Here is a 21238-nt window from a genome sequence, read left to right on the forward strand (position 1 = left end):
AATCTTTAGAGAAAAACGCTGCTTCGGCAGCGCTTTTTTTATTCCGGGCTTCCTGCCCGGCCAGCTAAAGCTGTTGAAAATCGCTCCTGGCGATTTTTTATTGCCCGGAAATCAGTTCCTGATGGGCCTGAATGGTTCGCCTGGTGTACTCGGATTTTGGCCAGTTGAAAATCACATCCGTCTTGCCTGACTCCACCACATCGCCTTTTTCCAGAACCAGTATACGGTCGCTGATATGTCGGACGATGCCGAGATTGTGGGAGATAAAGATAAAGCCCAGCCCCAGTTGCTGCTGAAGGTTCATCAGCAGGTTGGCTGTCTGCGACCTGACTGAGGGGTCCAGTGCCGCGAAGGGTTCGTCGGCCACTATTACCTGTGGATTGAGTATCAGTGCCCGCGCAACGGCTGCGCGCTGATGTTGGCCTTCCGAGAGCATATGGCGATAAAAATACTGGTGCTCTGGCAGCATCCCTACCTGAACCAGGGTATTCTCGATTTGTCTTTTTCGCTCCGTTGAGGACATCCCGGTATTGAGGATCAGCGCTTCTTCCAATTGACGACCGAGAGTCAGTCCCGGATTAAGTGACTCTTTACTATGCTGGAAGATCATCCTGATGGCACTGAAACGGCGCCGGGACCCGCTATCACAAACGGGATCGCCGTTTAGCAATATACTGCCGGCCTCGGGTTTCACCACGCCTACCAGTAACTTGGCGAGCAGAGATTTGCCGGAACCGTTTTCTCCCATTATCGCCATAGTTTCACCTCGTTTCAGCTCAAAGCTAAGGGGAGACAGGCGGAATAACTCCTTATTCCCCAGTAAGCCGCTTTTTTGCTTACGGTAAGACAGGCCACTGACGGTTAACAGAGGATTCATGACTTACCCCGGTGTAGTGGGAAGTGACAGGCGTAATGATGTCCGTGAATGCGTCGGGTGTCCGGCATCTGCACGCACTCTCTTTGTGCTCTGGGGCAACGGGGTCCCAGCCGGCATCCTATGGGCAAGTGTTGCAGGGTAGGGATAGTGCCATCCAGGCAGGATAGCGGTGATTTGGACGGCAGATCCCGTCTGAAACTTGGAGCACTGTCGAGCAATGCTTTAGTGTAAGGGTGCAGCGGACGGCGTTTAATTTGTTCCATTCTTCCGCTTTCTACGGTCTGGCCACAGTATAGTACCGTCATAGTATTGGCCATGGCCGCAATCGCCAGCAGGTCATGACTGACAAAGAGCACACTTAAACCTTGTGTTTTGTTGAGTCTGGCCAGCAATTTCAGAATCTGCACTTTGGTTGTGGTTTCCATGCCCATGGTTGGATTGTCGGCGATAAGCAGTTTGGGTCTGGATACCAGCGCCATGGCGATGGAGAATTTCTGACAGATATCTTCCGGTAACTGATGAGCATAACTGGACAAGCACAGATTGTGGTTGCGGATACCTACCCGATGGAGCTCCTGAATCGCGATCTCTGCGCGCTGCTGTTTGCGTTGCCAGAACCAGCCTTTATTGAGCCGATGTGCGGGAATGCTCTCTTCAATCTGCTCCATTAAGGTGGCAGAAGGATCCAAAGATGCTGACGCATTTTGCAAAATCACCGAGATCTCATTGCGGGTTATTGCCCGTCGCTGCTCTCCAGACATGCCGAGCAGATCCTGACCTTTCCAGTTCATGCGATCCGCAGTCACCCGCCATCTCTGTGGGATCGCACCGACAATGGATTTTACTATCAGGCTTTTGCCGGAACCGGACTCACCGACCAGTGCCCGAACTTCGCTGGTATCGATACTCAGGCTGACTTTGTCCAGCGCACTGACCCAGCCCATGGGAGTGTCAATTTCCAGGGTGAGATTTTTAATATCCAGCATCGGCATTATTGCAGCAACCTGTTTTTCAGAGCGGTACGCAAACCGTCACCGACGAGATTGATTGACAACACCATCAGGAAAATAGCAGCACCGGGCAGAGCTACACTCCAGGGGGCAGCATAAGCGGTATCCAGGGCATCAGACAACATGGTGCCAAGCTCCGGTGACGGAGACTGGGCACCGAGGTTCAGAAAACCCAGCGCTGAGATATCCAGAATAGCCACAGATAACGCCATAGTGGCCTGCACTACCAGCATTTCCACCATATTGGGCAGAATATCCTTGATCAGTAATCTGTGATTACTGGCACCATCGAGACGTGCCGCAACAACGTATTCTTTCAGGAACTCGCGTCTTACCAGATCTCGGGTCTGATGAATAAACTGAGGGATCAACGCCAGGGTAATGGCCCACATACTGTTAAGCAATCCGGTTCCCAAAATAGCCACGATGATAATGGCAATCAATAAAGTCGGAATGGCCATGATGGCGTCCAGCAGATGATTGATAACGCTTGCTCGCAGTCCGCGACTGATACCGGCATATGCACCGATACTGCAACCTGCCAGCATGGCGATCAGCACTAATATTACACTGGTGCCCAGGGTAATTCTGCAGCCGTGGATAACGCGACTCAGTAAGTCTCTGCCAAGGCTGTCTGTACCGAATAAGTGGTTAATGTCGCCATTGGCGGCCCAGGCCGGTGCCAGCAAAATTCTATCTGTGTTTTGCTCAAGGGGGCCGTACGGTACCAGTGTCGGCCCCAGAATGGCGGCGAGGATAAAGAACAGCAGACACCAGAGCCCCGCCAGGGCAATATGATTGCGCCGGAACTCAGTCCAGGTGTGGCGCATAGGTGAAGGATAATATTCCTCCTGGTAGAAACTAGGCCTGGGCATACAATAGCCTTTTATTCAGGGGGTAGAGAATGCGCACCACCAAATCTACAGAGATGGTGAAGGTGACTACCACAGCCGAAACCGCCAGCATACCCCCACGAATGGCTGGAAAGTCACGTTGATAAATGGCCTGTATCAGCCACTCGCCAATACCGGGCCATGAGAAAATCACTTCGACGATCATGGCATTGGTCAGTAGCACAGTAAACTGCATAGCCAGTTGTGGCATGATGGGTAATAAGGCGTTTTTCATACCGTGGCGCCAGAATACCTGAACGTGGCTCAATCCTTTGGTATAGGCAGCCTTGATAAAGTCGCTCGAATATACCGACACCACTGAACGGCGTATCAGCCTGATCACCAGGGCCGTGGTAACAATTGACAATGACAGGGTTGGCAGTACCAGATGTCGCAAGGCATCTTCGAAGGCCGCATCTTTAAAAGGTAAGTCTGAGCGCAGAATATCAACCAGAATAAAGCCTGTCTCGTAAGGGATATCATAAAGCAGACTGATGCGGCCCGACATCGGCAGATAGCCAAGCTGCAGCGCGAAAATGAGTATCATCAACAGGGACAACCAGAACACCGGAAAAGAAAATCCCGCCAGGCTTATGGAGAGAATACTCATATCTGTATAAGAGCGGTGTTTTAAGCCCGCCAGAACCCCCAGAGGCAGGCCGATGACCAAAGAGATCACCATTGCGTACAGACTGAGTTCGATGCTTGCGGGTAATAACTGCAGGATATCCTCAAACACCGGAGTCCGGGAATTCAGGCTGACTCCCCAGTCACCTGCCAGTGTCAGTTTCAGATAGGTCCAGAATCCGTTTAACCAGCCTTCATTCAGCGCGTACATCAGTTGCAACTGATGCGACTGATCATCCGATGAAGCAGGAATACCGGACAGGTTCGTCAGCGCATCGCCGGGTAACATAAATGCCAGCACATAGGAGGCAAGGCAGAGTATAAACAGGGTAATGACTAACAGATTCAGACGTCGGCCAATGGCTATCAACATGCTAATCCGTCTCCTTGCTGACATTGGCGAAGCTTATGCCGCCGAAGGGATTGATCTGCATGCCGGTCAGCCCTTTACGGTGCGCCTGGAAACGATAGGCATGGGCAATGGGAACCAGAGGTACCTGATCCGCCAGTATCTGATTGGCTTTCTGATAATAGCGCATGCGCACAGATTCATCGGCAGTCCTCACAGCCTGATTAATCAGTTGGTCGTATTCTGCAGAGCACCAGTTCGCTCGATTGCTGCCAGAGGAAATTGCCGAACAGCTCAACAGCGGACGATAAAAATTATCCGGGTCTCCATTGTCGGCGGACCAGCCTATCAGCACCGAATCATGTTGTCCCTGCAACAACAGGCGGCGGAAAGTGCTCCATTCATGGCTGACAATACGGACCTGAATGCCGACTTCAGCCAGATAATGCTGGATCAGCTCGGCCATTTTTGTGGCATTGGGATTGTAAGCCCGTTCGATAGGCATAGCCCATATGGTCATACTGAAACCTGAGTCGATACCGGCTTCCTGTAACAATTTCTTTGCCTGAACCGGGTTGTATGAACTCTCCTGAAGATTCTCATCAAATGCCCAGGACGATGGCGGTAATAACCCTCTGGCCGCCACCGCGGTATCAAAATAGACGGCGTCGAGTAGTGTTTTTCTGTCTACAGCGAGTGCCAGCGCCCGCCTTACTCTGGCGTCATCGAAGGGCGGCTTTGCTGTGTTGAATGCCCAGAAACCCACATTCAGCCCCGGACGTTCCTCAAGCACCAAATCCGGGCGTTCCTCTATGACCTGCAATTCGGTCTGCGCCGGATAGGCAATCACATCACACTCTCCGGTAATGAGTTTTGCCAGACGCAAAGAGCTTCGGGGAGTAATATCGTAGATAAGTTGTTGCTGAGACTGATTACCTTCCCAGTAGCCGTCATGACGACGATAGCGGATATATGCATCTTTTCGGTAAGCATCAAATTTAAACGGGCCTGTGCCAATAGGACGGGTATCCAGCAATTCAGGGGTGTTTTCAGACATCAGCTGACTGGCGTACTCCTGAGACAGAATTACCGCGAAGTCTGTGGCCAGCGTGGCCAGAAAAGAGCTGTCGGGATAATTAAGTTTGATTTCGACCCGGAATCCGTTAACCAGGCTCACATCTTTTATGATTTCCTGCAGACCGAGACTTTCGAAATAGGGGTATCGCCCCCCGGATACATCGTGATAGGGGTGATTAGGGTCACGCCAGCGATTAATACTGAACAGTACATCTTTGGCATCGAAACTGCGGCTTGGCCGGAAGTAGGGGGTCTGGTGGAAATTAACGTGCTTGCGTAACTGAAACGCATAAGTCAGTCCGTCCCGGCTTACTGACCAACTGCTGGCCAGCGAGGGAACCAGTTTGCCGGTTTGTGGATCAAAGTCGATCAATCTGTTGTATAACTGATGAGAGGTTGCGTCCGCAGTGGTCCCGGAGATATCCAGTTGCGGGTTAAAGGTAACAGGGCTGCCCTCGGAACAGTAGACCAAACCCTGTCGGGTGAGCTCACTCTCCCCTGCTTTCTGACATCCGCTGATTATCAGCGCGCACAGCAGGATATGGAAGTGATGTTTCACTGTAACCTTTCCTGTTCATCGTTGGCTGACTCCAGCAGGTTATATTTTTTCAGATAGCCTCTCAACTGATGATAGGTAAGTCCGAGTTTTTCTGCGGTTTTCTTCTGATTAAACTGACTGTCAGCCAGGGCTGAGCGAATTAATTCAATTTCAAAGTCCTGAGACAGGCTTTTCAGATCGACCGGAAAGCTGAAACCGGGCTGCGCATGGCCATTACTTTGTGGGGCTCTGGCTGCCGATGGCGGGATGTCAGCTTCACTGATTATTTCTGTTGTGCTGGTGGGTTTAGTGTTAGTGCGCTGTTTTATCTGTTGTTGTGGGCGATACGGAGAGGCAAAAGGATCGAGTATCATTTCATGCACCGGAAGGTGCGGGTTGTTACAACGGTATACGGCACGCTCCACTGCGTTCTTTAACTCCCTGATATTACCTGGCCAGTCGTATTCGAGCATCGTGCGCCTGGCTTTTTCGGTGAAACCACTGAACAGCTCCATTTCCAGTTCCCGGGCCATGTTAATGGCAAAGTGCTCCGCCAGCAGCAAAATATCTTCCCGCCTTTCCCGCAAGGGGGGCAGGGTAATCACGTCAAAGGCGAGTCTGTCCAGCAGGTCCGCACGAAAACTGCCTTGTTCGGCCAGGGTTGGCAAATCCTCATTGGTTGCGGCAATCAACCTCACATCTACTTTGACGCTGCGGGATCCCCCGACCCGTTCAAACTCACCGTATTCAATCACTCTTAACAGCTTCTCCTGAATCAGGCCTGAGGTATTAGCCAGCTCATCGAGAAACAGGGTGCCGTTGTGTGCCGTTTCGAAGCGACCCTCCCGGCGCTTCGATGCACCGGTAAAGGCGCCGGCTTCATAGCCGAACAGCTCACTCTCGAGCAGGTTATCATTCAGTGCGGCGCAGTTCAGTTTCAGGTAATTCTGTTCCCAGCGCTTGGAAAGGTAATGTAAACGTGCTGCAATCAGTTCTTTACCCGTGCCGCGCTCCCCGATAACCAGAACGGGTTTATCCAGCGGTGCAATTTGAGATACCTGTTCCAGCACCTCTAAAAAGCTGTTGGACTGACCGAGTAGATTATCTTGTTGGCGGAAGCGACTCACGTTGTTCCTTAAAAAGTGGTCTAAAAGACTAATTTATGGTTGATATAAATAATATTCTAGATGAAAGGGAAAAGGTAGTAAATTAATAGTTTTTTAAAATCAAAGAGTTATAGTTTTCTGCTGATTGGCCTGGTTATTGAATAACTGTTATCAGACAAGGTCATAACGACCGGTCACCCAAGTTAAATGATAAAGAGGTAAGTATTATGGGCATTTTTTCCCGATTCTCTGACATTGTGAACTCTAATCTGAATGCGTTGCTGGACAAGGCTGAAGATCCAGAGAAAATGGTCCGTCTGATCATCCAGGAAATGGAAGATACCCTGGTGGAAGTTCGTTCAACCTCAGCGAAGACACTGGCTAACAAGAAAGACATTGTCAGTCAGATTGCCAAGCTGGAATTACAGGCCAGGGACTGGGAGAGTAAAGCGGAACTGGCTCTGAGTAAAGATCGTGAAGATCTTGCCCGGGCGGCCTTAATGGAACGCAAAAAGACCGATGAGCATGTTGAAGTGCTCAAGCGTGAGCTGGCTCTGGTGGAAGAGCAAATAGGCAAGCTGCAAAGTGACATTGGACAATTGCAGGAAAAACTGGCCGATGCAAAAGCCCGTCAGAAGACCATTATTATGCGTCAGCAGACGGCGCAGTCGAGACTTGAAATTAAACGCAACCTCGACAGCGGCAAAGTTGATGACGCAATGGGGCGCTTCGAGCGATATGAGCGTAAAATAGATGATCTGGAAAGCCAGGTAGAGGCTTACGATTTGGGCAGGAATACCCTGGCTGATGAATTTGCCGAGCTCGAAGCCAGCGACAAGATCGATGAAGAGCTGGCAGCGCTGAAAAAGAAGGTAAAGACTAAGCAGCCCTCTGGCAACAGCAAAAAGTAACGGTTTAAGGAGAGTGTTGTGGAAGGTGTAATTGGTATCATTGTCGCGCCCATTATCATTTTTATGATCTTTGTGGCGCCTATCTGGTTGATTATGCATTACCGAAGCAAGAAGCAGGTAGCACAGGGACTGTCAGAGGAAGAGTTTGCCGCCCTGACAGAGCTGGCTAAGAAAGCTGAGGTGATGAATGAAAGGATTCAGACACTTGAAGCCTTGCTGGATGCCGAGGCTCCGCAGTGGAGGAACAGAGCATGAAAGGTAAAGGCCAACTGTATCGCGACAGCAAAAACGGTAAGGTAGCCGGGGTTTGTGCAGGGGTTGCCGCTTATTTTGGCTGGGAAGCCTGGCTGGTAAGGATCATTTTTATCTCGGCAGTATTGCTGGCTGGCGGTCCTTTTTTCATCATGGCTTATATTGCCGCCTGGTTTATTCTGGATAAAAAACCTGTTCAGAATCCCTCCTTCGGCAATATGCAGAGTTCAGCAGGAAAGGGCTGGCAGAATAGTGAATCTGCAGATGCCGTGGAAGTAAAATCTAAGGTCTGGCAATCCGGTGAGCCTCCGAAGCAGGCCTTTCATGATATCGTCGGGCAATTTGATCGGCTCGAAACGAGGCTGCGCAGAATGGAAACTTATGTCACCTCTGCACAATACCAACTGAACCGGGAAATAAGCCGGTTGTAGCCAAACTGCTTTAACTTCTTCAGGTGGTTTGGCTATACACAGGGCAAGAAGCCCTGTTACTTCGTTTTGTTTAAGGGTCTTATGACATCCAGTGGTTTACACCATCAGGCATTAAAGAAAATACGCAGTAAGGCACAACTGGTGGCCTCCAGAGTTACAGATCAGCACATCAGGCTGGCGGTAACAGGCTTAAGTGGTGCAGGTAAAACGGCATTTATCACCTCGCTGGTGAATCAGTTACTGGAGGCCGGTCATGGGGCCGAGCTGCCGTTTTTTACTCCGAGCCGACAAGCACGGCTGATCGGTGCTCAACGGGCCTCGCAACCCGATTTACAGCTGGCCAGATTCGAATATGAACAGGGAATGCTATCCCTGAATTCGGATCCACCCGCCTGGCCATTGCCGACAAGGGGGGTCAGTCAGATCCGTATCAATATCCGTTATCAGCATGCACAAAGCCTGCGACGTATATTGTCGGATACCGCCACTCTGGTATTGGATATTATCGATTATCCCGGTGAGTGGTTGCTGGATCTGCCGCTGTTAGAAATGGACTTTGAACGCTGGAGTGAATTCTGTGAACACCAGCTACACCAACCGGAACGTCATGAGCTGGCGAAGGATTTTCTGGTTCAGTTGCAGCAAACTGACTGGCTGGCAGAGGGGGATGAAATGCATCTTAAAGCCCTGGCCGACAGCTACAGCGATTATCTGCATGCATGTAAGGATGCCGGACTGGAATTGATCCAGCCCGGACGTTTTGTACTGCCTGGTGAGCTCGAAGGGGCACCTATTTTACAGTTTGTACCTGTTCCGCACGCGTTCAGGGGGGGAAATGCCTCCGCCATTCCTGATGGCTCCAACCTGGCTCTGGTTAAAGAGCGCTTCAGGCAGTACAAAGAAAAAGTCGTGAAGCCTTTTTATCGCAATTATTTCAGACAATTCGATCGGCAAATCATTCTGGTCGATTGTTTATCGGCGCTGAATCGCGGTGAGCAAAGTTTTAAGGAACTACAGCAGGCGATTAACTGGCTGTTAAAAAGTTTTGATTATGGAAATAACTCCATCCTGCGACGACTGTTTGCTTCCCGTATCGACAAACTGGTATTTGCCGCCAGCAAGGCTGACCATATTACCCCGGACCAGCAGGATAATCTGATTCGCCTGCTGGAGTCTATGGTACACAGTGCCCGCCAGGATATTACCTATCAGGGTAGTAAAATTCAGACCACTGCCTTTGCCGCGATCAGGGCCTCACAAGTGGGTAAAACGGACTATCAGGGGAAAACCCTCAGTGTACTCAAAGGCACAGATCTCAAGGGTAAACCGGTTATGCTCTATCCCGGAGATGTGCCCTCCTGTTGTCCTCAGGGGGATTTCTGGCAAGCGCAAAAATTTGATTTTCCGGCTTTTGCACCGCCAAAACGCAACCCCATGTCCGCCTTGCCCCACATTCGTATGGATCAGTTACTGGAGTTCCTGTTAGGTGACAAATTAGGATGAAAGATAACACTGAAAACACCGGACTGAGACCGACGGTGCATATCCCGGTGGCTGAACATGAAAACGCTGAGCCCGAAAACCTGCGCCCGGCGATAAAAATAGAAAATGCGGAATTTGACGCATCCGTGACCGCAGCGTCAGAGGAGACCGATAATCAGCTATCGGCGCCCGGCAAGCTGTTCTGGTTTGTGGTGCTGCTATTAGTGATGGCCATCGTTCAGTTGGCGGTGAGTCTGTATGGGGCGTTTCAGGCCGGTGCCTGGTTAGGGATAGCCTGGCTAAGCCTGCTGGCATTGGGCGGAGTGGCTATGGGGGTATCGCTGGTGCGTGAATGGCGTGCCTTTGCCAGGCTGGAACAACGCTCTCAATGGCAGCAGACATGCGGCCGTCTGGCTCAGAGTCCGGCGATCGGCGAGGCACGGGAATATTGTCTGGAGTTAGCAAATCAATTGCCTGATTCCGCTCAGCCAGAGGTGACAAGCTGGCTGAGTCATCTTCAACCGCATTATTCAGATAAGGAAATCATTGCCTTATTTGAGCAACAGGTGCTTGGTGGAATTGATAAAAAGGTGATGAGCCAAATCAGTCATGAAGCCAGTGCCTCAGCGGTATTGATAGCCGTCAGTCCCTTCGCCCTGCTGGATATGTTACTGGTGCTTTGGCGTAATCTGAAAATGATTAATCAGATTAGCCGCAGTTATGGAGTCCAGACCGGCTATTGGGCCAGAATCAGGCTGATTCGCAAGATGTGTCACAACATAATCTATGCTGGTGCCAGCGAGTTAGCGGCTGATGCGTCAGTGTGGGCATTGGGGGGCAGCCTGACGGCGAAGCTGTCGAGCCGGGTGGCACAGGGGCTGGGAGCCGGAGTGTTGACTGCCAGAATGGGCGTGCAGGCGGCGCGGTTATGTCGTCCCATGCCCTTTATGCAACTTCCTGCACCCAGTACCAGCAAAATTGCCTCGCAGGTGCTCAGCAGACTGAAAAAAATGCAGCCAGACAGCGACGCCGAGCATAAAGCAGGTTCTGAATAACAGCATCAGACCTGTCACAGAAGCCTTGTAAAATTAATGTTACGCCTTTACGGCGCTCTGAAAAGACAACACTGCTTTTTCTTTGCCACTATTTAAGTAGACTCACGTCCAACTAAAGCGGTCTTACAAGCGACAAGTGACAGGAATTTATGAGTAAAACTACCCAGTACGTATCACGTCAGTCAGACGAGAAGGGGATTATTCATTGGAGTGATGAAGAGAATGCGGTCTGGCGTGATCTGGTTGCCCGGCAACTGGAGATTATTCAGGATCGCGCCTGTGATCAGTTTATGCACGGGCTGGAGTTACTTGATCTGCCAGCCGACAGGATCCCGCAACTGGCAGAAGTAAATAAGGTGCTGGAACGTGAAACCGGCTGGCAGGTGGCTGAAGTTCCGGCACTGATCAATTTCGATGAATTTTTCCGTCTGCTGGCAAACAAGCGTTTCCCGGTTGCAACCTTTATCCGTACCCGGGAAGAATTTGATTATCTGCAGGAGCCGGATATTTTTCATGAGATTTTCGGTCATTGCCCTTTGCTGACCAATCCGGCCTTTGCCCATTTCACTCATACATACGGCAAGCTGGGATATGCAGCAAGTAAACAGGACAGAGTGTATCTGGCCCGTCTGTACTGGTTCACCGTGGAATTCGGTTTATTACGTCAGCAGGGTGATCTGAGAATCTATGGCGGCGGTATTCTGTCTTCACCGGGTGAGACCCTGTATGCACTGGAAAGTGACAAACCCAAGCGGTATGAAATGGATCCGGTGGAGGCGCTGAGAACCCCTTACCGGATTGATATTATGCAGCCCGTTTATTATGTTCTGGATAACCTCGATGCCTTATTTGAAATAGCGGACATGGATATGATGGCGCTGGTAGAAAAAGCCAAAGCGCTGGGCCTGCATAAACCCAGGTTCCCACCTAAAGAAAAGATGGCAAGTTAACTTAAAAAGGGAAATATGATGACAGATTTATCTCAACAAAAATGTGAAGCCTGTCGCGCCGACGCGCCTAAGGTGTCTGATGATGAGCTTAAAGAGCTGATGGGGCAGATCCCTGACTGGACACCAATGGCCAGAGACGGCGTGATGCAGCTGGAGCGTGAATTCAAGTTCAAAAATTTCAAGCAGGCTATGGCCTTTTCCAACAAGGTTGGAGAATTGGCGGAAGCCGAATTTCACCACCCATCCATACTACTGGAGTGGGGCAAGGTGACAGTCACCTGGTGGACCCACGCCATCAATGGCCTGCACAAGAATGATTTTATCTGTGCAGCCAAGACAGACGCCCTGCTTAGCGACTGATAAACATTGTTTTTATGCACAACAGGAGCCTTAGGGCTCCTTTTTTGTTCGCCTCATCCCTGAGGCTCACCCGCTGCGCGGGCCAGCTAAAGCTGTCCTGAAGCTCTCCCGGAGCTTTAGTGTTCGCCTCATCCCTGAGGCTCACCCGCTGCGCGCGCCAGCTAAAGCTGTCCTGAAGCTCTCCCGGAGCTTTAGTGTTCGCCTCATCCTGTGAGACTCACCCGCTTCGCGGGGTAAGCTAAAGCTGTCCTGAAACTCTCCCGGAATTTTAGTGTTTGCAACGACCCCTGCTGATATTTTGCTGTTTTCCCCTGCATAGATGGCATAAAATGTTTACAACTTAGTGGCAGAGGTGTCTTTATGCGTTTGGAAATCAGTTGTCAGGACAGATTAGGTATCACTCAGGATGTGTTGGATATCCTGGTTGAGTATGAAATTGATCTGCGCGGAATAGAGATCGATAAGTCCGGCAAAATATTTCTGCATTTTCCAAATATAGACTTTGCCGAGTTTCAGCATTTGATGCCGAAGATTCGTCGGATTGAAGGTATAGAAGATGTCAAAACGACGCCCTTTATGCCTATTGAGAGAGAGCAAAACCAGCTCAAGGCGCTGCTAAAAACTCTGCCGGACCCGGTTTTTTCCATCGATACCAAAGGCCTGGTATTGTTAGTCAATGAGGCTGTGCTATCCAGTCTGGAAAGCGAGTACACGGAGATCATTGGTCAGGAGATTACAGAGTTAGTGAAAGGCTTCAACTTTGCCCGTTGGATGGATGGCAAAGAAGTCTATGCCCAGACCCATAAAGTGAAGTTTATCGAACAGGATTTCCTCGCAGATATTTTGCCGGTCAAGGTGTCTGACGGTGAAGGCGGAGAAATTCTGGCGGGTGCCGTTCTGTTGCTCAAATCAGAGTACAGGCTGGGGCAGCAGTTGACGGTATTTCATCAAATCAGTGACGATTCTTTTTCTCAGATTCAGGCCCAGAGCTCGCAGATGAAAAGAGTGGTTCGCGAGGCCAAAAAGATGGCTGAGCTGGATGCACCTATACTGCTTTTCGGCGAAACCGGCGCGGGCAAAGAGCTCATCGCTCGAGCCTGTCATCAGGCCAGTCGCCGTGGCACCAGTCCCTTTCTGGTACTTAACTGCGCGTCCATACCCGATGAAGTGGCCGAGCAGGAATTGTTTGGCTGTGCATCGGGTAGCTACGGCAATGAACAGGGGCAAGTTGGCTTGCTGGAGCAGGCACAAAGCGGCACCTTGTTTCTGGATGAAGTAGGAGACATGTCATTGCAGATGCAGGCCAAGCTGCTGCGGGTATTGCAGGATGGTTCGTTCAGACGTGTTGGTGATGCCCGTGAAGTGAAAGTGGATGTGCGCATCATCAGTACCACGCAAAAAGATCTCAGCCTGATGGTACAGGAAGGCAAGTTCCGCGAAGACCTCTATTATCGCCTGAATGTACTGAGTCTGGCGATTCCGCCTTTGCGCGAGCGCAAGTCAGATATTATTGCCCTGGCTGAGTTTTTCCTGAAACAGCAAAGCAGTAAACTCGGGCGCAGACCGCCCACCCTGAACAAGTCCTGTGTGGACTATTTGCAGTCCTATCCCTGGCCAGGCAATGTGCGACAACTTGAGAACGCTCTGTACAGAGCGCTGAGCCTGTTGGAAAAAGACGAAATGGGCCGCGATGACGTGCAGCTCCCCAGTAGCATGGGGGCACCCAGCTATTTCAGTGAGCAGATTGAGGGTACCCTGGATCAGGAAGTAAAACGCTTTGAAAAAGATCTGTTACGTCGTTTGTACCCTTCCTATCCCAGTACTCGTCAACTGGCGAAAAAACTCGGTCTGAGCCATACCGCCATTGCCAATAAACTGCGTGAATATGGCATTAATAAGAAAACTGTAAAGGTATGAATACATGTATATTGACAAGGTTGTAGTGCAACGCTCCCTTGTCTTATTCCCCTTTTTACCCGGTAAATGGGAGAATGTAAGGGTTCTGTCAGGTACTGATTTATCATCAGTAATGACGACTTTGAGCAGCTAGTCATTTATCATAAAACAGATTCCTGAAGTCGTGATAAGGTTAATAGTCGCAGGGTTTACCCATGGGCCTGCCCACGGGCTTTCGAGGCCGGGGAGAGGCACAACAGGACCTTTACCGACGAGGTGGCATTGATGCCGGATACCTTCACCGGAAGTGGGTGAGGCGCTACCGGCAGTGGAAAACCCTGAATACATCCATAGTTGGAAAGAGAAGTCTGAATAATCAATGAAATTAGCAACATTAAGAAACGGAACACGGGACGGACAGTTGGTTGTGGTCAGCAAGGATCTTAAAACCGCTGTCGCTGTGACACATATCGCTCCGACCATGCAGTCTGCGCTGGACAACTGGGATACGGTTTCTATGCATTTACAGGCGACTTACCACTCTCTGAGTATTGGTCAGCTGGATGATGTGATCGCCTTTGATCCCAATGAATGTGAATCCCCTTTGCCCCGTGCGTATCAGTGGGCGGACGGCAGTGCTTATGTAAACCATGTTGAGCTGGTGAGAAAAGCCCGCGGTGCAGAAATGCCGGAGAGCTTCTGGACTGATCCGCTGATGTATCAGGGCGGGTCTGATGATTTTCTTGGCCCCATGGAAGATATTCTGATGCCCAGTGACCAATGGGGTATCGACTTTGAAGGTGAAGTGGCAGTGGTGACAGGTGATGTACCCATGGGCGTGTCACCACAGGAAGCGGGGAACCATGTGCGTCTGCTGATGCTGGTCAACGATGTGTCCCTGCGCGGGCTGATCCCCGGCGAGCTGGCCAAAGGTTTTGGTTTTTTCCAGTCCAAACCCTCTTCATCTTTCTCGCCGGTGGCGGTGACGCCTGATGAGCTGGGTGATTACTGGCAGGACTTTAAAGTCCATTTGCCGTTGTTGTCTACTTACAACGAAAAGCCCTTTGGTAAACCTCAGGCCGGTGAAGATATGACGTTTAACTTCGGTCAGCTGATTTCCCACGCGGCCAAGTCCCGTAACCTGAGCGCCGGCAGCATTATCGGCTCCGGTACCGTATCCAATAAGCAGGGCACGGATCATGGCACCTCCATTGAAGAAGGTGGAGTCGGCTATTCCTGTATCGCCGAAGTGCGGATGATAGAAACGATCCGGGATGGCAAGCCGGTGACCGAATTTATGAAGTTTGGTGATCGTATACGTATTGAAATGCTGGATGAAGAAGGCGAGAGTATTTTCGGTGCCATCGACCAGCAGGTTAAAGAGTACCGCTCGTGAGCCTGAAGTTATACGGTTACTGGCGTTCGTCGGCCAGCTACAGGGTCAGGATTGCACTGAACCTTAAACAACTGGATTACGAAATCGTTCCGGTGCATCTGGTGAAAGAGGGCGGCGAGCAACATCTGTCGCCCTATACCCGTCTGAATCCCGCAGAGCTGGTACCGACGCTGGTGGATGAAGACGAAGATATTATTCTTAACCAGTCACTGGCGATTATTGAGTACCTCGACGAGCGCTATGATTCGGGCATGCCATTGTTGCCGGAGCATAAACTTCAGCGTGCCAGGGTAAGAGCTCTGGCCTATGACATTGCTGCGGATATTCAGCCTCTGGTAAATCTGCGCGTTTTGCAATATATCCAGCAACAGTATGGCGTTGATGATGAAGAAAAGGCTCAGTGGTGTCGCCATTGGATCGGTAAGGGCTTTAGTGCCATCGAAGAGCGTTTGCAAACTACAGCGGGCAAGTATTGCTTTGGCTTTGACCTGTCACTGGCAGATGTTTGCCTTGTGCCTCAGGTCTTTAACGCTCAGCGTTTTGCGGTTCAGATGGAGGACTTTCCGCTTATTTCCCGTATCGCTGCAAACTGCAATAAACTCGAGGCCTTTGAACGGGCGCTACCGGAAAATCAGCCGGACGCGGGATAAAGCAGTTATGAATACTGAATTATAAGTGATGAGTGCTGAATTATGAATGCTGAGTAATTCAGTGTTTACCCGCTTGAGAGGTTTTGACAATACTGGTCAGAATTTTTACTAACTCTTCACTTTCGTTCAAAAGTTCTGATATCTCAAACTCAGGTACTAACTCTGTAGCAAGCAATAGCCGAAGCCAGTAATGAGACTCCCTGGCTTCTTTCCTTGCAATTGACATTTTCGCGGTAAAATCCGCTTTGCTATGTCCCGCTTGAGCCTCTTCAATATTCGCACCTACAGACGTACCTGACCGCAGAAGCTGAGATGCCAGGGTCCTCGATACACGATTCTGTTTATCCAGAAACTGGCACAATCGAACAAGCCTGACTGAAAACTGAAACGATCTCTCCTTAACCCCTAATTCAGCATTGGTATGCCCCCAGAAAAGTAGACACTGTTTGTAGTTTACTGTTGTTCAAAAGCCATGGGGCTGACTCCGTTGAGTGTCCCATGGCGCCTTACTGTATTGTAATACTCTTCAATATACCACTTGGCCTGTAAATGCGTTTCCTCACGGCTTTGGATCGTCAGAGGGCTCAGCCACTCCTTTTTCATCTGAGCGAAGAAGCTCTCTGTACAGGCATTATCCCAGCAATTGCCTTTACGAGACATGCTAATCGTCACCTGCCGCTTATGAAGCCAGGCGATGACCTTTTCACTGCGATACTGACAGCCCTGGTCAGAATGAAACAGCAGTGAGCTTCCCGTTGGCTGGCGTTTTTTCCAGGCTCCTTGCAGAGCGTTTTTAACCAGCTCTGCACTGTTCAGACAACTGGCCGCCCATCCCACAACATTTCGCGAGTATAAATCCAATACCACGGCAATATAGAGCCAGCCCTCTGCACAGCGAATTTGTGTAATGTCTGAGGTCCAGACATGATTCGGTTTCCCTACCTTAAACTCCCGATTAAGCAGGTTGGGTAACACGGGCATACCGGGCTGGGGTTTCTGATAGCCTGGCTTCATGCTCGCACGGGAACGATAGCCTGACGCTTGTAGCAACCGCTGTACGCGATTCTGACTACAGATAAAACCCTCGTCAACCGCTGCCTTCCAGAGCTTGCGGTAGCCCGGTATGCCCTCTTCCTGTTCGGCTGTCAGTAACAGAAACGCCAGTAACGTCTGGTTGGCTTCTTCTCGCTTACCGGGGACTCTTCTGCACCATTTATAGAAACCGGCTGTAGAGACCTGCAGTACTTCGCACATGAGCGTGACCGGCCAACGTCGGCTGCGGTAACACTCAATGAACTCATATCTTATTTGAGCTTTGTGGCGAAGTACGATTGCGCCTTTTTTAAGATTTCGGCCTCCAGCTTGGCGCGCTCTAATTCCTTTTTCAGGCGCCGGTTCTCTTTCTCAAGTGACTGGTAGCTTTTTTCCGGCCCTTCGTTCTTAACGCTTGTCTCAGTAGACGCATGTGGACGGGTCAACTCGGTTCTCCATCTGGATAGCATACTGGGATGAATTCCCAACTGTTTCGCCAAGGATTTTACCGTATCTGGTGAGCTAATGGACTTCTGTACTACAGATAATTTGAAGTCCACTGAGTAATGCCGTTTAGTCAAGACTTTCATAAACACCTTACCTCTTTGATTAAGGTGTCTACTTTCTTAGGGGCGGATCACATTCATAATTCATCACTAATCACTAATCACTAATCACTAATCACTCAGCCCTCATCACTAATCATTCATCCCTCAGCACTGCTTTATCGGCAGTTCAGTAGTGTTTTTCACTTGCTTAAGAGCAAAGGTTGAACTCAGGTGGTCTACGCTGGGCAGGTGAGTCAGTTTGCTTTTCAGTAACAGCTCATATTCTTCGATACTCTCTACCACCACCTTGAGCAGATAATCTTTTTCACCACTGGTGGTGTGACATTCTACGACTTCGGGAATATCCTGAACCGAGGCCTCAAAACTGTTAAGGGATTCCTCATCATGGTTTTTCAGGGTCACGTAGATAAATACGTTGACACCCAGGTTGAGCCTTTTATTGTCCAGCAGGGTGACCTTGCGACGAATAATGCCATCACTTTCCAGCTTCTTTACCCTGCGCCAGCATGGGGTATGAGACAGGCCAACCCGTTGGCTCAGCTCCGCCATTGAGACAGTGGCGTCTTTTTGTAAAACACGCAGTATTTCCCGATCAAATTTATCTAGTTTCATATAAGGCTATGAGATAATGAAGTTGTCCAAGGATGCGGAAAAAAAGATTGTTTTTCAAGGGAATTTAATAGGATATGCATCCTAGTTTTGTTCAGATTCAATTACGCTCTTTGCGTCAACCGATCCCTTCGTCTGAACATAGCAAGACATATCCTCTGGGCCATGCGCTACTATGTGCGCAAATCCGAGCTACCACAACTTATCAGGTGAATATTTATGTCTGTTTTTGATCACGCAGCCTATGACAAGCACGAGCATGTGGCTTTCTATCATGATGTCAAAAGTGGTCTGAAAGCTATTATCGCCGTTCACAATACTAATCTGGGTCCGTCGCTTGGTGGCTGTCGTATGTGGCCTTACGCCAGCAGTGCAGAAGCGTTGACAGATGTGTTGAGACTTTCTAAGGGCATGTCATACAAATCCGCTATGGCTAATCTGAAGTTAGGTGGTGGCAAATCGGTGATTATCGGTGATCCCCGTAAGCATAAATCGGCCGACATGATGTTAGCCATGGGCGATTTTGTGCAAAGTCTGGGCGGCAAATATATCAGTGCCGAAGACTCAGGAATTTCGGTGAGTGATTTGCAGACCATGGCACAGCGCAGTGATTATATTGCCGGTACCCAGGCGAAGTATCGCTACGATGGTGGTCCGGCTGATGGCAACCCTGCACCTTCTACTGCTTATGGTGTGTTCATGGGCTTGAAAGCCTCGGTTGCTTATGGCCTTAAATCCGATCTCAATGGCGTATCAGTAGCGATTCAGGGGCTCGGACATGTGGGTTTCCGTCTGGCTGAGCATCTGCACAAAGAAGGCGCAAAGCTTTTTGTGACGGATATCTACCCGGATAATCTGGATAAGGCCGTGGAACAGTTTGGGGCTACCGTGGTAACACCAGATGAGATCTTTGGGCTGGATGTGGATGTGTTTGCCCCCTGTGCCCTCGGTGCTGCGATAAATGATCAGACGATCGATCAGATAAAGGCAAGAGTGATTGCCGGAGCTGCCAATAATCAGCTCGCCGAAGAACGCCACGGACAAATGCTGATGGATAAAGGGATCCTGTATGCCCCTGATTATGTGATCAATGCCGGGGGGGTGATCGATATATATCATCAGAAGCAGGGCAGCTCCGCCGAGGCCTTGCGCAAGCATATTGAAGGCATAGGCGATACGCTGACAGAGATTTACCAGAAAGCAGCTCAACAGGGCCTGCCGACTAATATCGAAGCGAACAGAATAGCCGAGCAGCGTTTTTTAGCCGGGGCCTGAGCAGGAACTCCATTTAGCGGTTGTACTGTGTTCAGAGTGACAAGTCGCACAACCTGTTAATCCGGCTTGAAACCTGCTCAGGCTTCAGAGATAATGCGCGCCGCCTGAGGGTACCTCAGGCTTTCAATGGTGGTCCCGTTGGTCCTCCCGCAATGATACTTTATGAACCCGGTCAGGCCTGGAAGGGAGCAGCCGCAGTAAAGAACTCATGTGCCGGGATGTGGCTGGCGGGACCGCCACCCTCCTTATTCATTATTTAATCGGATTGGTCTTATTCCTGGCGTTTTTTGTCAAGAAACTCTTTGGCTTTGGTCAAGGCTGTGGCCACATTCATTTCCATCTGATGACGTTCGTTAGGGGATACATAAAACGCCATGTCCACCTCATAGCGAATATATCTGGGCGGTACCTGATTTAGCGTCAGGCAACAAAGATCGGCGAGATAGTCTTGGTTTTCTGCTTTATCCAGTCCCATTTGTTCAATTCTTTCCAGTACCAGGTGTTCGTAGTAATTATGGATATCATCGTCCAACTTCATGTTCCGCCCCTTATTTAGTTTTTTTTGCTGTCATTCAGGCGTTCAGCCTGAAACGGCTAATGACAGGGTGATGATTACCTCTGTCGATGCAGTAACAAATTGTCTACAAACCTAAGATAGTCAGAATACAGGCATACTGGCAACTGTTTAGCCAAGCAATGTTAGAATAGCGGCTTTTATAAACCGGGGAAGAACATGAAGAAGAATCAGCAACCCGTATATTATGGTGAATATTTGCAGTTGGACAAACTGCTTGGTGCACAGACCCTGCAGAGCAGCAAATATGGGCCGCCAGCTCATGAAGAGACGCTTTTTATTATTGTGCATCAGACCTATGAACTCTGGTTTAAGCAGATACTGCATGAGTTGTCTTCTGTGATGGATGTGTTTTGTGAGCAGCAAGTCAAAGATCAACAACTGACCACTGTGGTGCACAGACTCAAGAGGGTGATCAGCATTCAGGAATTGTTGAATGATCAAATCGGCATCATGGAGACCATGAGCCCCCAGCAGTTTTTGTCTTTTCGGGATTATCTGGTGCCGGCATCAGGCTTTCAGAGCATTCAGTTCAAGATGCTGGAAATTTCGTTGGGACTGAAACGCGGAACACGGATAGATTTTGACAAACAATCTTTCTATAACAGACTGAATCAGTCAGACCGTGACTTTCTCGAACAACTGGAACAAAAACCCAGCCTGTTCGAACTGACTCAGAGCTGGTTAGAACGGTTACCTTTGCTTGAGTTTGGTGATTTTAAGTTCTGGCAACTATACCGCGATGCGACTGAGAAAATGCTTGCCAGCGATGAGCAGATCATTCGCAGTAACCCGACCTTGTCTGACAAAGAGCGGCGTCAGGAAATAAAAGAGCTGGAAAGCACCAGAGAAACCTTTTCAACCTTATGGAATGAGGAAAAATACTCTAAATGGCAGGCCGATGATCAATTCAGGTTGTCACAAAAAGCCCTGATGGCAGCGTTGTTTATTAATCAATACAGTGAAGAACCTCTGTTTAACCTGCCGTATCAGTTTATCACCTGCCTGACCGAGATAGACGAGAAGCTGACCATCTGGCGCTATCGTCATGCCATGATGGTGCAGCGTATGCTGGGTGGCAAAATAGGTACCGGGGGATCTTCCGGTCACGAATACCTTAAGCGCACCACAGAAACCAATCGTATATTCCAGGATTTTTTCAATATGGCCACCTTTCTGTTACCGAAAGAGGCCTTACCGGATCTGCCAGTTTCTGTTAGACAGCATCTTGGGTTTGCCCTGAGTCAGAATTAACAGTGAGTTTCCAGTAACCGCAATTATGCACCGCATGATGCAGTGGTATGGAATACATTTTTGTA

At 49.7% G+C, this 21238-nt stretch carries 21 protein-coding genes, 1 other RNA gene and 1 pseudogene; 13 read left to right on the top strand and 10 right to left on the bottom strand.

Going from position 1 to position 21238, the window contains the following annotated elements; genetic code table 11:
• Positions 1–97: 97 nt before the first annotated feature.
• From AT746_RS05740 to pspF, 6 genes are read right to left on the bottom strand one after another with little or no spacing between them, the layout of a single operon-like run.
• A complete protein-coding gene (locus AT746_RS05740) occupies positions 98–877 on the bottom strand; it encodes an ATP-binding cassette domain-containing protein (RefSeq protein WP_062477683.1) in 780 nt (259 codons plus the stop codon).
• Positions 874–1869 (bottom strand): oligopeptide/dipeptide ABC transporter ATP-binding protein, encoded by a 996-nt coding sequence (locus AT746_RS05745; protein ID WP_062477686.1) that lies wholly within the window; start codon positions 1867–1869, stop codon positions 874–876. Before AT746_RS05745 ends, AT746_RS05740 begins: the two co-directional genes overlap by 4 nt.
• A complete protein-coding gene (locus AT746_RS05750; protein ID WP_062477689.1) occupies positions 1869–2762 on the bottom strand; it encodes an ABC transporter permease subunit in 894 nt (297 codons plus the stop codon). Before AT746_RS05750 ends, AT746_RS05745 begins: the two co-directional genes overlap by 1 nt.
• The gene (locus AT746_RS05755; protein WP_062477692.1) at positions 2749–3780 is read right to left on the bottom strand and encodes an ABC transporter permease; all 1032 of its coding nucleotides are present in this window, start codon (positions 3778–3780) and stop codon (positions 2749–2751) included. The genes AT746_RS05750 and AT746_RS05755 overlap by 14 nt, the downstream gene beginning before the upstream one ends.
• Position 3781: 1 nt before the next feature.
• Complete coding sequence (gene sapA / locus AT746_RS05760; RefSeq protein ID WP_062477695.1) at positions 3782–5392, bottom strand: ABC transporter substrate-binding protein SapA; 1611 nt, start codon at positions 5390–5392, stop codon at positions 3782–3784.
• The gene (gene pspF / locus AT746_RS05765) at positions 5389–6498 is read right to left on the bottom strand and encodes a phage shock protein operon transcriptional activator (RefSeq protein ID WP_062477698.1); all 1110 of its coding nucleotides are present in this window, start codon (positions 6496–6498) and stop codon (positions 5389–5391) included. The genes sapA and pspF overlap by 4 nt, the downstream gene beginning before the upstream one ends.
• A gap of 206 nt (positions 6499–6704) precedes the next feature.
• On the opposite strand from pspF, the gene pspA reads away from it, so the two are divergent.
• From pspA to maiA, 10 genes are all read left to right on the top strand, one after another.
• A complete protein-coding gene (gene pspA, locus AT746_RS05770) occupies positions 6705–7388 on the top strand; it encodes a phage shock protein PspA (RefSeq protein ID WP_062477700.1) in 684 nt (227 codons plus the stop codon).
• A gap of 18 nt (positions 7389–7406) precedes the next feature.
• Positions 7407–7643 carry an envelope stress response membrane protein PspB gene (gene pspB / locus AT746_RS05775; RefSeq protein WP_062477703.1) on the top strand — a complete coding sequence of 79 codons (237 nt, stop codon included), beginning with the start codon at positions 7407–7409 and terminating at the stop codon, positions 7641–7643.
• Positions 7640–8071: an envelope stress response membrane protein PspC gene (gene pspC, locus AT746_RS05780; protein ID WP_062477706.1), complete on the top strand. Its 432-nt coding sequence runs from the start codon at positions 7640–7642 to the stop codon at positions 8069–8071. The genes pspB and pspC overlap by 4 nt, the downstream gene beginning before the upstream one ends.
• Before the next feature lie 81 nt (positions 8072–8152).
• Entirely contained in the window at positions 8153–9574 is a 1422-nt protein-coding gene (locus AT746_RS05785) for a YcjX family protein (RefSeq protein ID WP_062477709.1), read from the top strand.
• Complete coding sequence (locus AT746_RS05790; RefSeq protein ID WP_062477712.1) at positions 9571–10608, top strand: YcjF family protein; 1038 nt, start codon at positions 9571–9573, stop codon at positions 10606–10608. Before AT746_RS05785 ends, AT746_RS05790 begins: the two co-directional genes overlap by 4 nt.
• A 149-nt stretch (positions 10609–10757) precedes the next feature.
• The gene (phhA, locus tag AT746_RS05795) at positions 10758–11558 is read left to right on the top strand and encodes a phenylalanine 4-monooxygenase (RefSeq protein WP_062477715.1); all 801 of its coding nucleotides are present in this window, start codon (positions 10758–10760) and stop codon (positions 11556–11558) included.
• A gap of 18 nt (positions 11559–11576) precedes the next feature.
• On the top strand, positions 11577–11918 hold the full coding sequence (locus tag AT746_RS05800) for a 4a-hydroxytetrahydrobiopterin dehydratase (protein WP_062477719.1): 342 nt from the start codon (positions 11577–11579) through the stop codon (positions 11916–11918).
• A 360-nt stretch (positions 11919–12278) separates the two neighbouring features.
• The gene (gene tyrR, locus AT746_RS05805; RefSeq protein ID WP_062477722.1) at positions 12279–13835 is read left to right on the top strand and encodes a transcriptional regulator TyrR; all 1557 of its coding nucleotides are present in this window, start codon (positions 12279–12281) and stop codon (positions 13833–13835) included.
• Between the two features lie 358 nt (positions 13836–14193).
• A complete protein-coding gene (locus AT746_RS05810) occupies positions 14194–15210 on the top strand; it encodes a fumarylacetoacetate hydrolase family protein (RefSeq protein ID WP_062477725.1) in 1017 nt (338 codons plus the stop codon).
• On the top strand, positions 15207–15860 hold the full coding sequence (maiA, locus tag AT746_RS05815) for a maleylacetoacetate isomerase (RefSeq protein ID WP_062477728.1): 654 nt from the start codon (positions 15207–15209) through the stop codon (positions 15858–15860). The genes AT746_RS05810 and maiA overlap by 4 nt, the downstream gene beginning before the upstream one ends.
• 58 nt (positions 15861–15918) lie before the next feature.
• Here the strand turns inward: maiA and AT746_RS05820 are convergent.
• The 3 genes and pseudogenes from AT746_RS05820 to AT746_RS05835 all read right to left on the bottom strand — a co-directional run.
• Positions 15919–16260: pseudogene (locus tag AT746_RS05820) on the bottom strand (four helix bundle protein); the annotation flags it as partial.
• A gap of 53 nt (positions 16261–16313) precedes the next feature.
• Positions 16314–17482 (bottom strand): IS3 family transposase gene (locus tag AT746_RS05825; RefSeq protein ID WP_156413604.1). Its coding sequence is split into 2 segments (ribosomal slippage): positions 16314–17191 and positions 17191–17482, totalling 1170 coding nucleotides; the frame shifts between segments, so codons are not numbered across the junction.
• A 123-nt stretch (positions 17483–17605) separates the two neighbouring features.
• Positions 17606–18073, bottom strand: coding sequence for an Lrp/AsnC family transcriptional regulator (locus AT746_RS05835; RefSeq protein ID WP_062477735.1), 468 nt, complete (start codon positions 18071–18073; stop codon positions 17606–17608).
• A 216-nt stretch (positions 18074–18289) separates the two neighbouring features.
• Here AT746_RS05835 and AT746_RS05840 point away from each other — a divergent pair, with 216 nt between their 5' ends.
• Both AT746_RS05840 and ffs read left to right on the top strand, forming a co-directional pair.
• Positions 18290–19345, top strand: a complete 1056-nt coding sequence (locus AT746_RS05840; protein WP_062477740.1) for a Leu/Phe/Val dehydrogenase — start codon at positions 18290–18292, stop codon at positions 19343–19345.
• Positions 19346–19481: 136 nt separating this feature from the next.
• Positions 19482–19578: signal recognition particle sRNA small type (gene ffs, locus AT746_RS05845), an RNA gene on the top strand.
• A gap of 38 nt (positions 19579–19616) precedes the next feature.
• On the opposite strand, the gene AT746_RS05850 is transcribed toward ffs, so the two are convergent.
• On the bottom strand, positions 19617–19883 hold the full coding sequence (locus AT746_RS05850; protein WP_062477742.1) for a late competence development ComFB family protein: 267 nt from the start codon (positions 19881–19883) through the stop codon (positions 19617–19619).
• A gap of 195 nt (positions 19884–20078) precedes the next feature.
• On the opposite strand from AT746_RS05850, the gene AT746_RS05855 reads away from it, so the two are divergent.
• The gene (locus AT746_RS05855; RefSeq protein WP_062477745.1) at positions 20079–21173 is read left to right on the top strand and encodes a tryptophan 2,3-dioxygenase family protein; all 1095 of its coding nucleotides are present in this window, start codon (positions 20079–20081) and stop codon (positions 21171–21173) included.
• Positions 21174–21238 lie beyond the last annotated feature (65 nt).

This window comes from Lacimicrobium alkaliphilum (genome assembly GCF_001466725.1).
Classification (GTDB): Bacteria; Pseudomonadota; Gammaproteobacteria; order Enterobacterales; family Alteromonadaceae; genus Lacimicrobium; species Lacimicrobium alkaliphilum_B.

Excerpts from the sequence above, each read along its gene's own strand:
- AT746_RS05785 (WP_062477709.1), top strand. The coding sequence starts at position 8,153 with ATGACATCCAGTGGTTTACACCATCAGGCATTAAAGAAAATACGCAGT.
- AT746_RS05800 (WP_062477719.1), top strand. The coding sequence starts at position 11,577 with ATGACAGATTTATCTCAACAAAAATGTGAAGCCTGTCGCGCCGACGCG.
- AT746_RS05835 (WP_062477735.1), bottom strand. The coding sequence starts at position 18,073 with ATGAAACTAGATAAATTTGATCGGGAAATACTGCGTGTTTTACAAAAA.
- AT746_RS05810 (WP_062477725.1), top strand. The coding sequence starts at position 14,194 with ATGAAATTAGCAACATTAAGAAACGGAACACGGGACGGACAGTTGGTT.
- tyrR (WP_062477722.1), top strand. The coding sequence starts at position 12,279 with ATGCGTTTGGAAATCAGTTGTCAGGACAGATTAGGTATCACTCAGGAT.
- AT746_RS05790 (WP_062477712.1), top strand. The coding sequence starts at position 9,571 with ATGAAAGATAACACTGAAAACACCGGACTGAGACCGACGGTGCATATC.
- phhA (WP_062477715.1), top strand. The coding sequence starts at position 10,758 with ATGAGTAAAACTACCCAGTACGTATCACGTCAGTCAGACGAGAAGGGG.
- AT746_RS05850 (WP_062477742.1), bottom strand. The coding sequence starts at position 19,883 with ATGAAGTTGGACGATGATATCCATAATTACTACGAACACCTGGTACTG.
- pspA (WP_062477700.1), top strand. The coding sequence starts at position 6,705 with ATGGGCATTTTTTCCCGATTCTCTGACATTGTGAACTCTAATCTGAAT.
- AT746_RS05840 (WP_062477740.1), top strand. The coding sequence starts at position 18,290 with ATGTCTGTTTTTGATCACGCAGCCTATGACAAGCACGAGCATGTGGCT.
- AT746_RS05755 (WP_062477692.1), bottom strand. The coding sequence starts at position 3,780 with ATGTTGATAGCCATTGGCCGACGTCTGAATCTGTTAGTCATTACCCTG.
- AT746_RS05745 (WP_062477686.1), bottom strand. The coding sequence starts at position 1,869 with ATGCCGATGCTGGATATTAAAAATCTCACCCTGGAAATTGACACTCCC.
- pspC (WP_062477706.1), top strand. The coding sequence starts at position 7,640 with ATGAAAGGTAAAGGCCAACTGTATCGCGACAGCAAAAACGGTAAGGTA.
- AT746_RS05740 (WP_062477683.1), bottom strand. The coding sequence starts at position 877 with ATGAATCCTCTGTTAACCGTCAGTGGCCTGTCTTACCGTAAGCAAAAA.
- AT746_RS05750 (WP_062477689.1), bottom strand. The coding sequence starts at position 2,762 with ATGCCCAGGCCTAGTTTCTACCAGGAGGAATATTATCCTTCACCTATG.
- AT746_RS05855 (WP_062477745.1), top strand. The coding sequence starts at position 20,079 with ATGAAGAAGAATCAGCAACCCGTATATTATGGTGAATATTTGCAGTTG.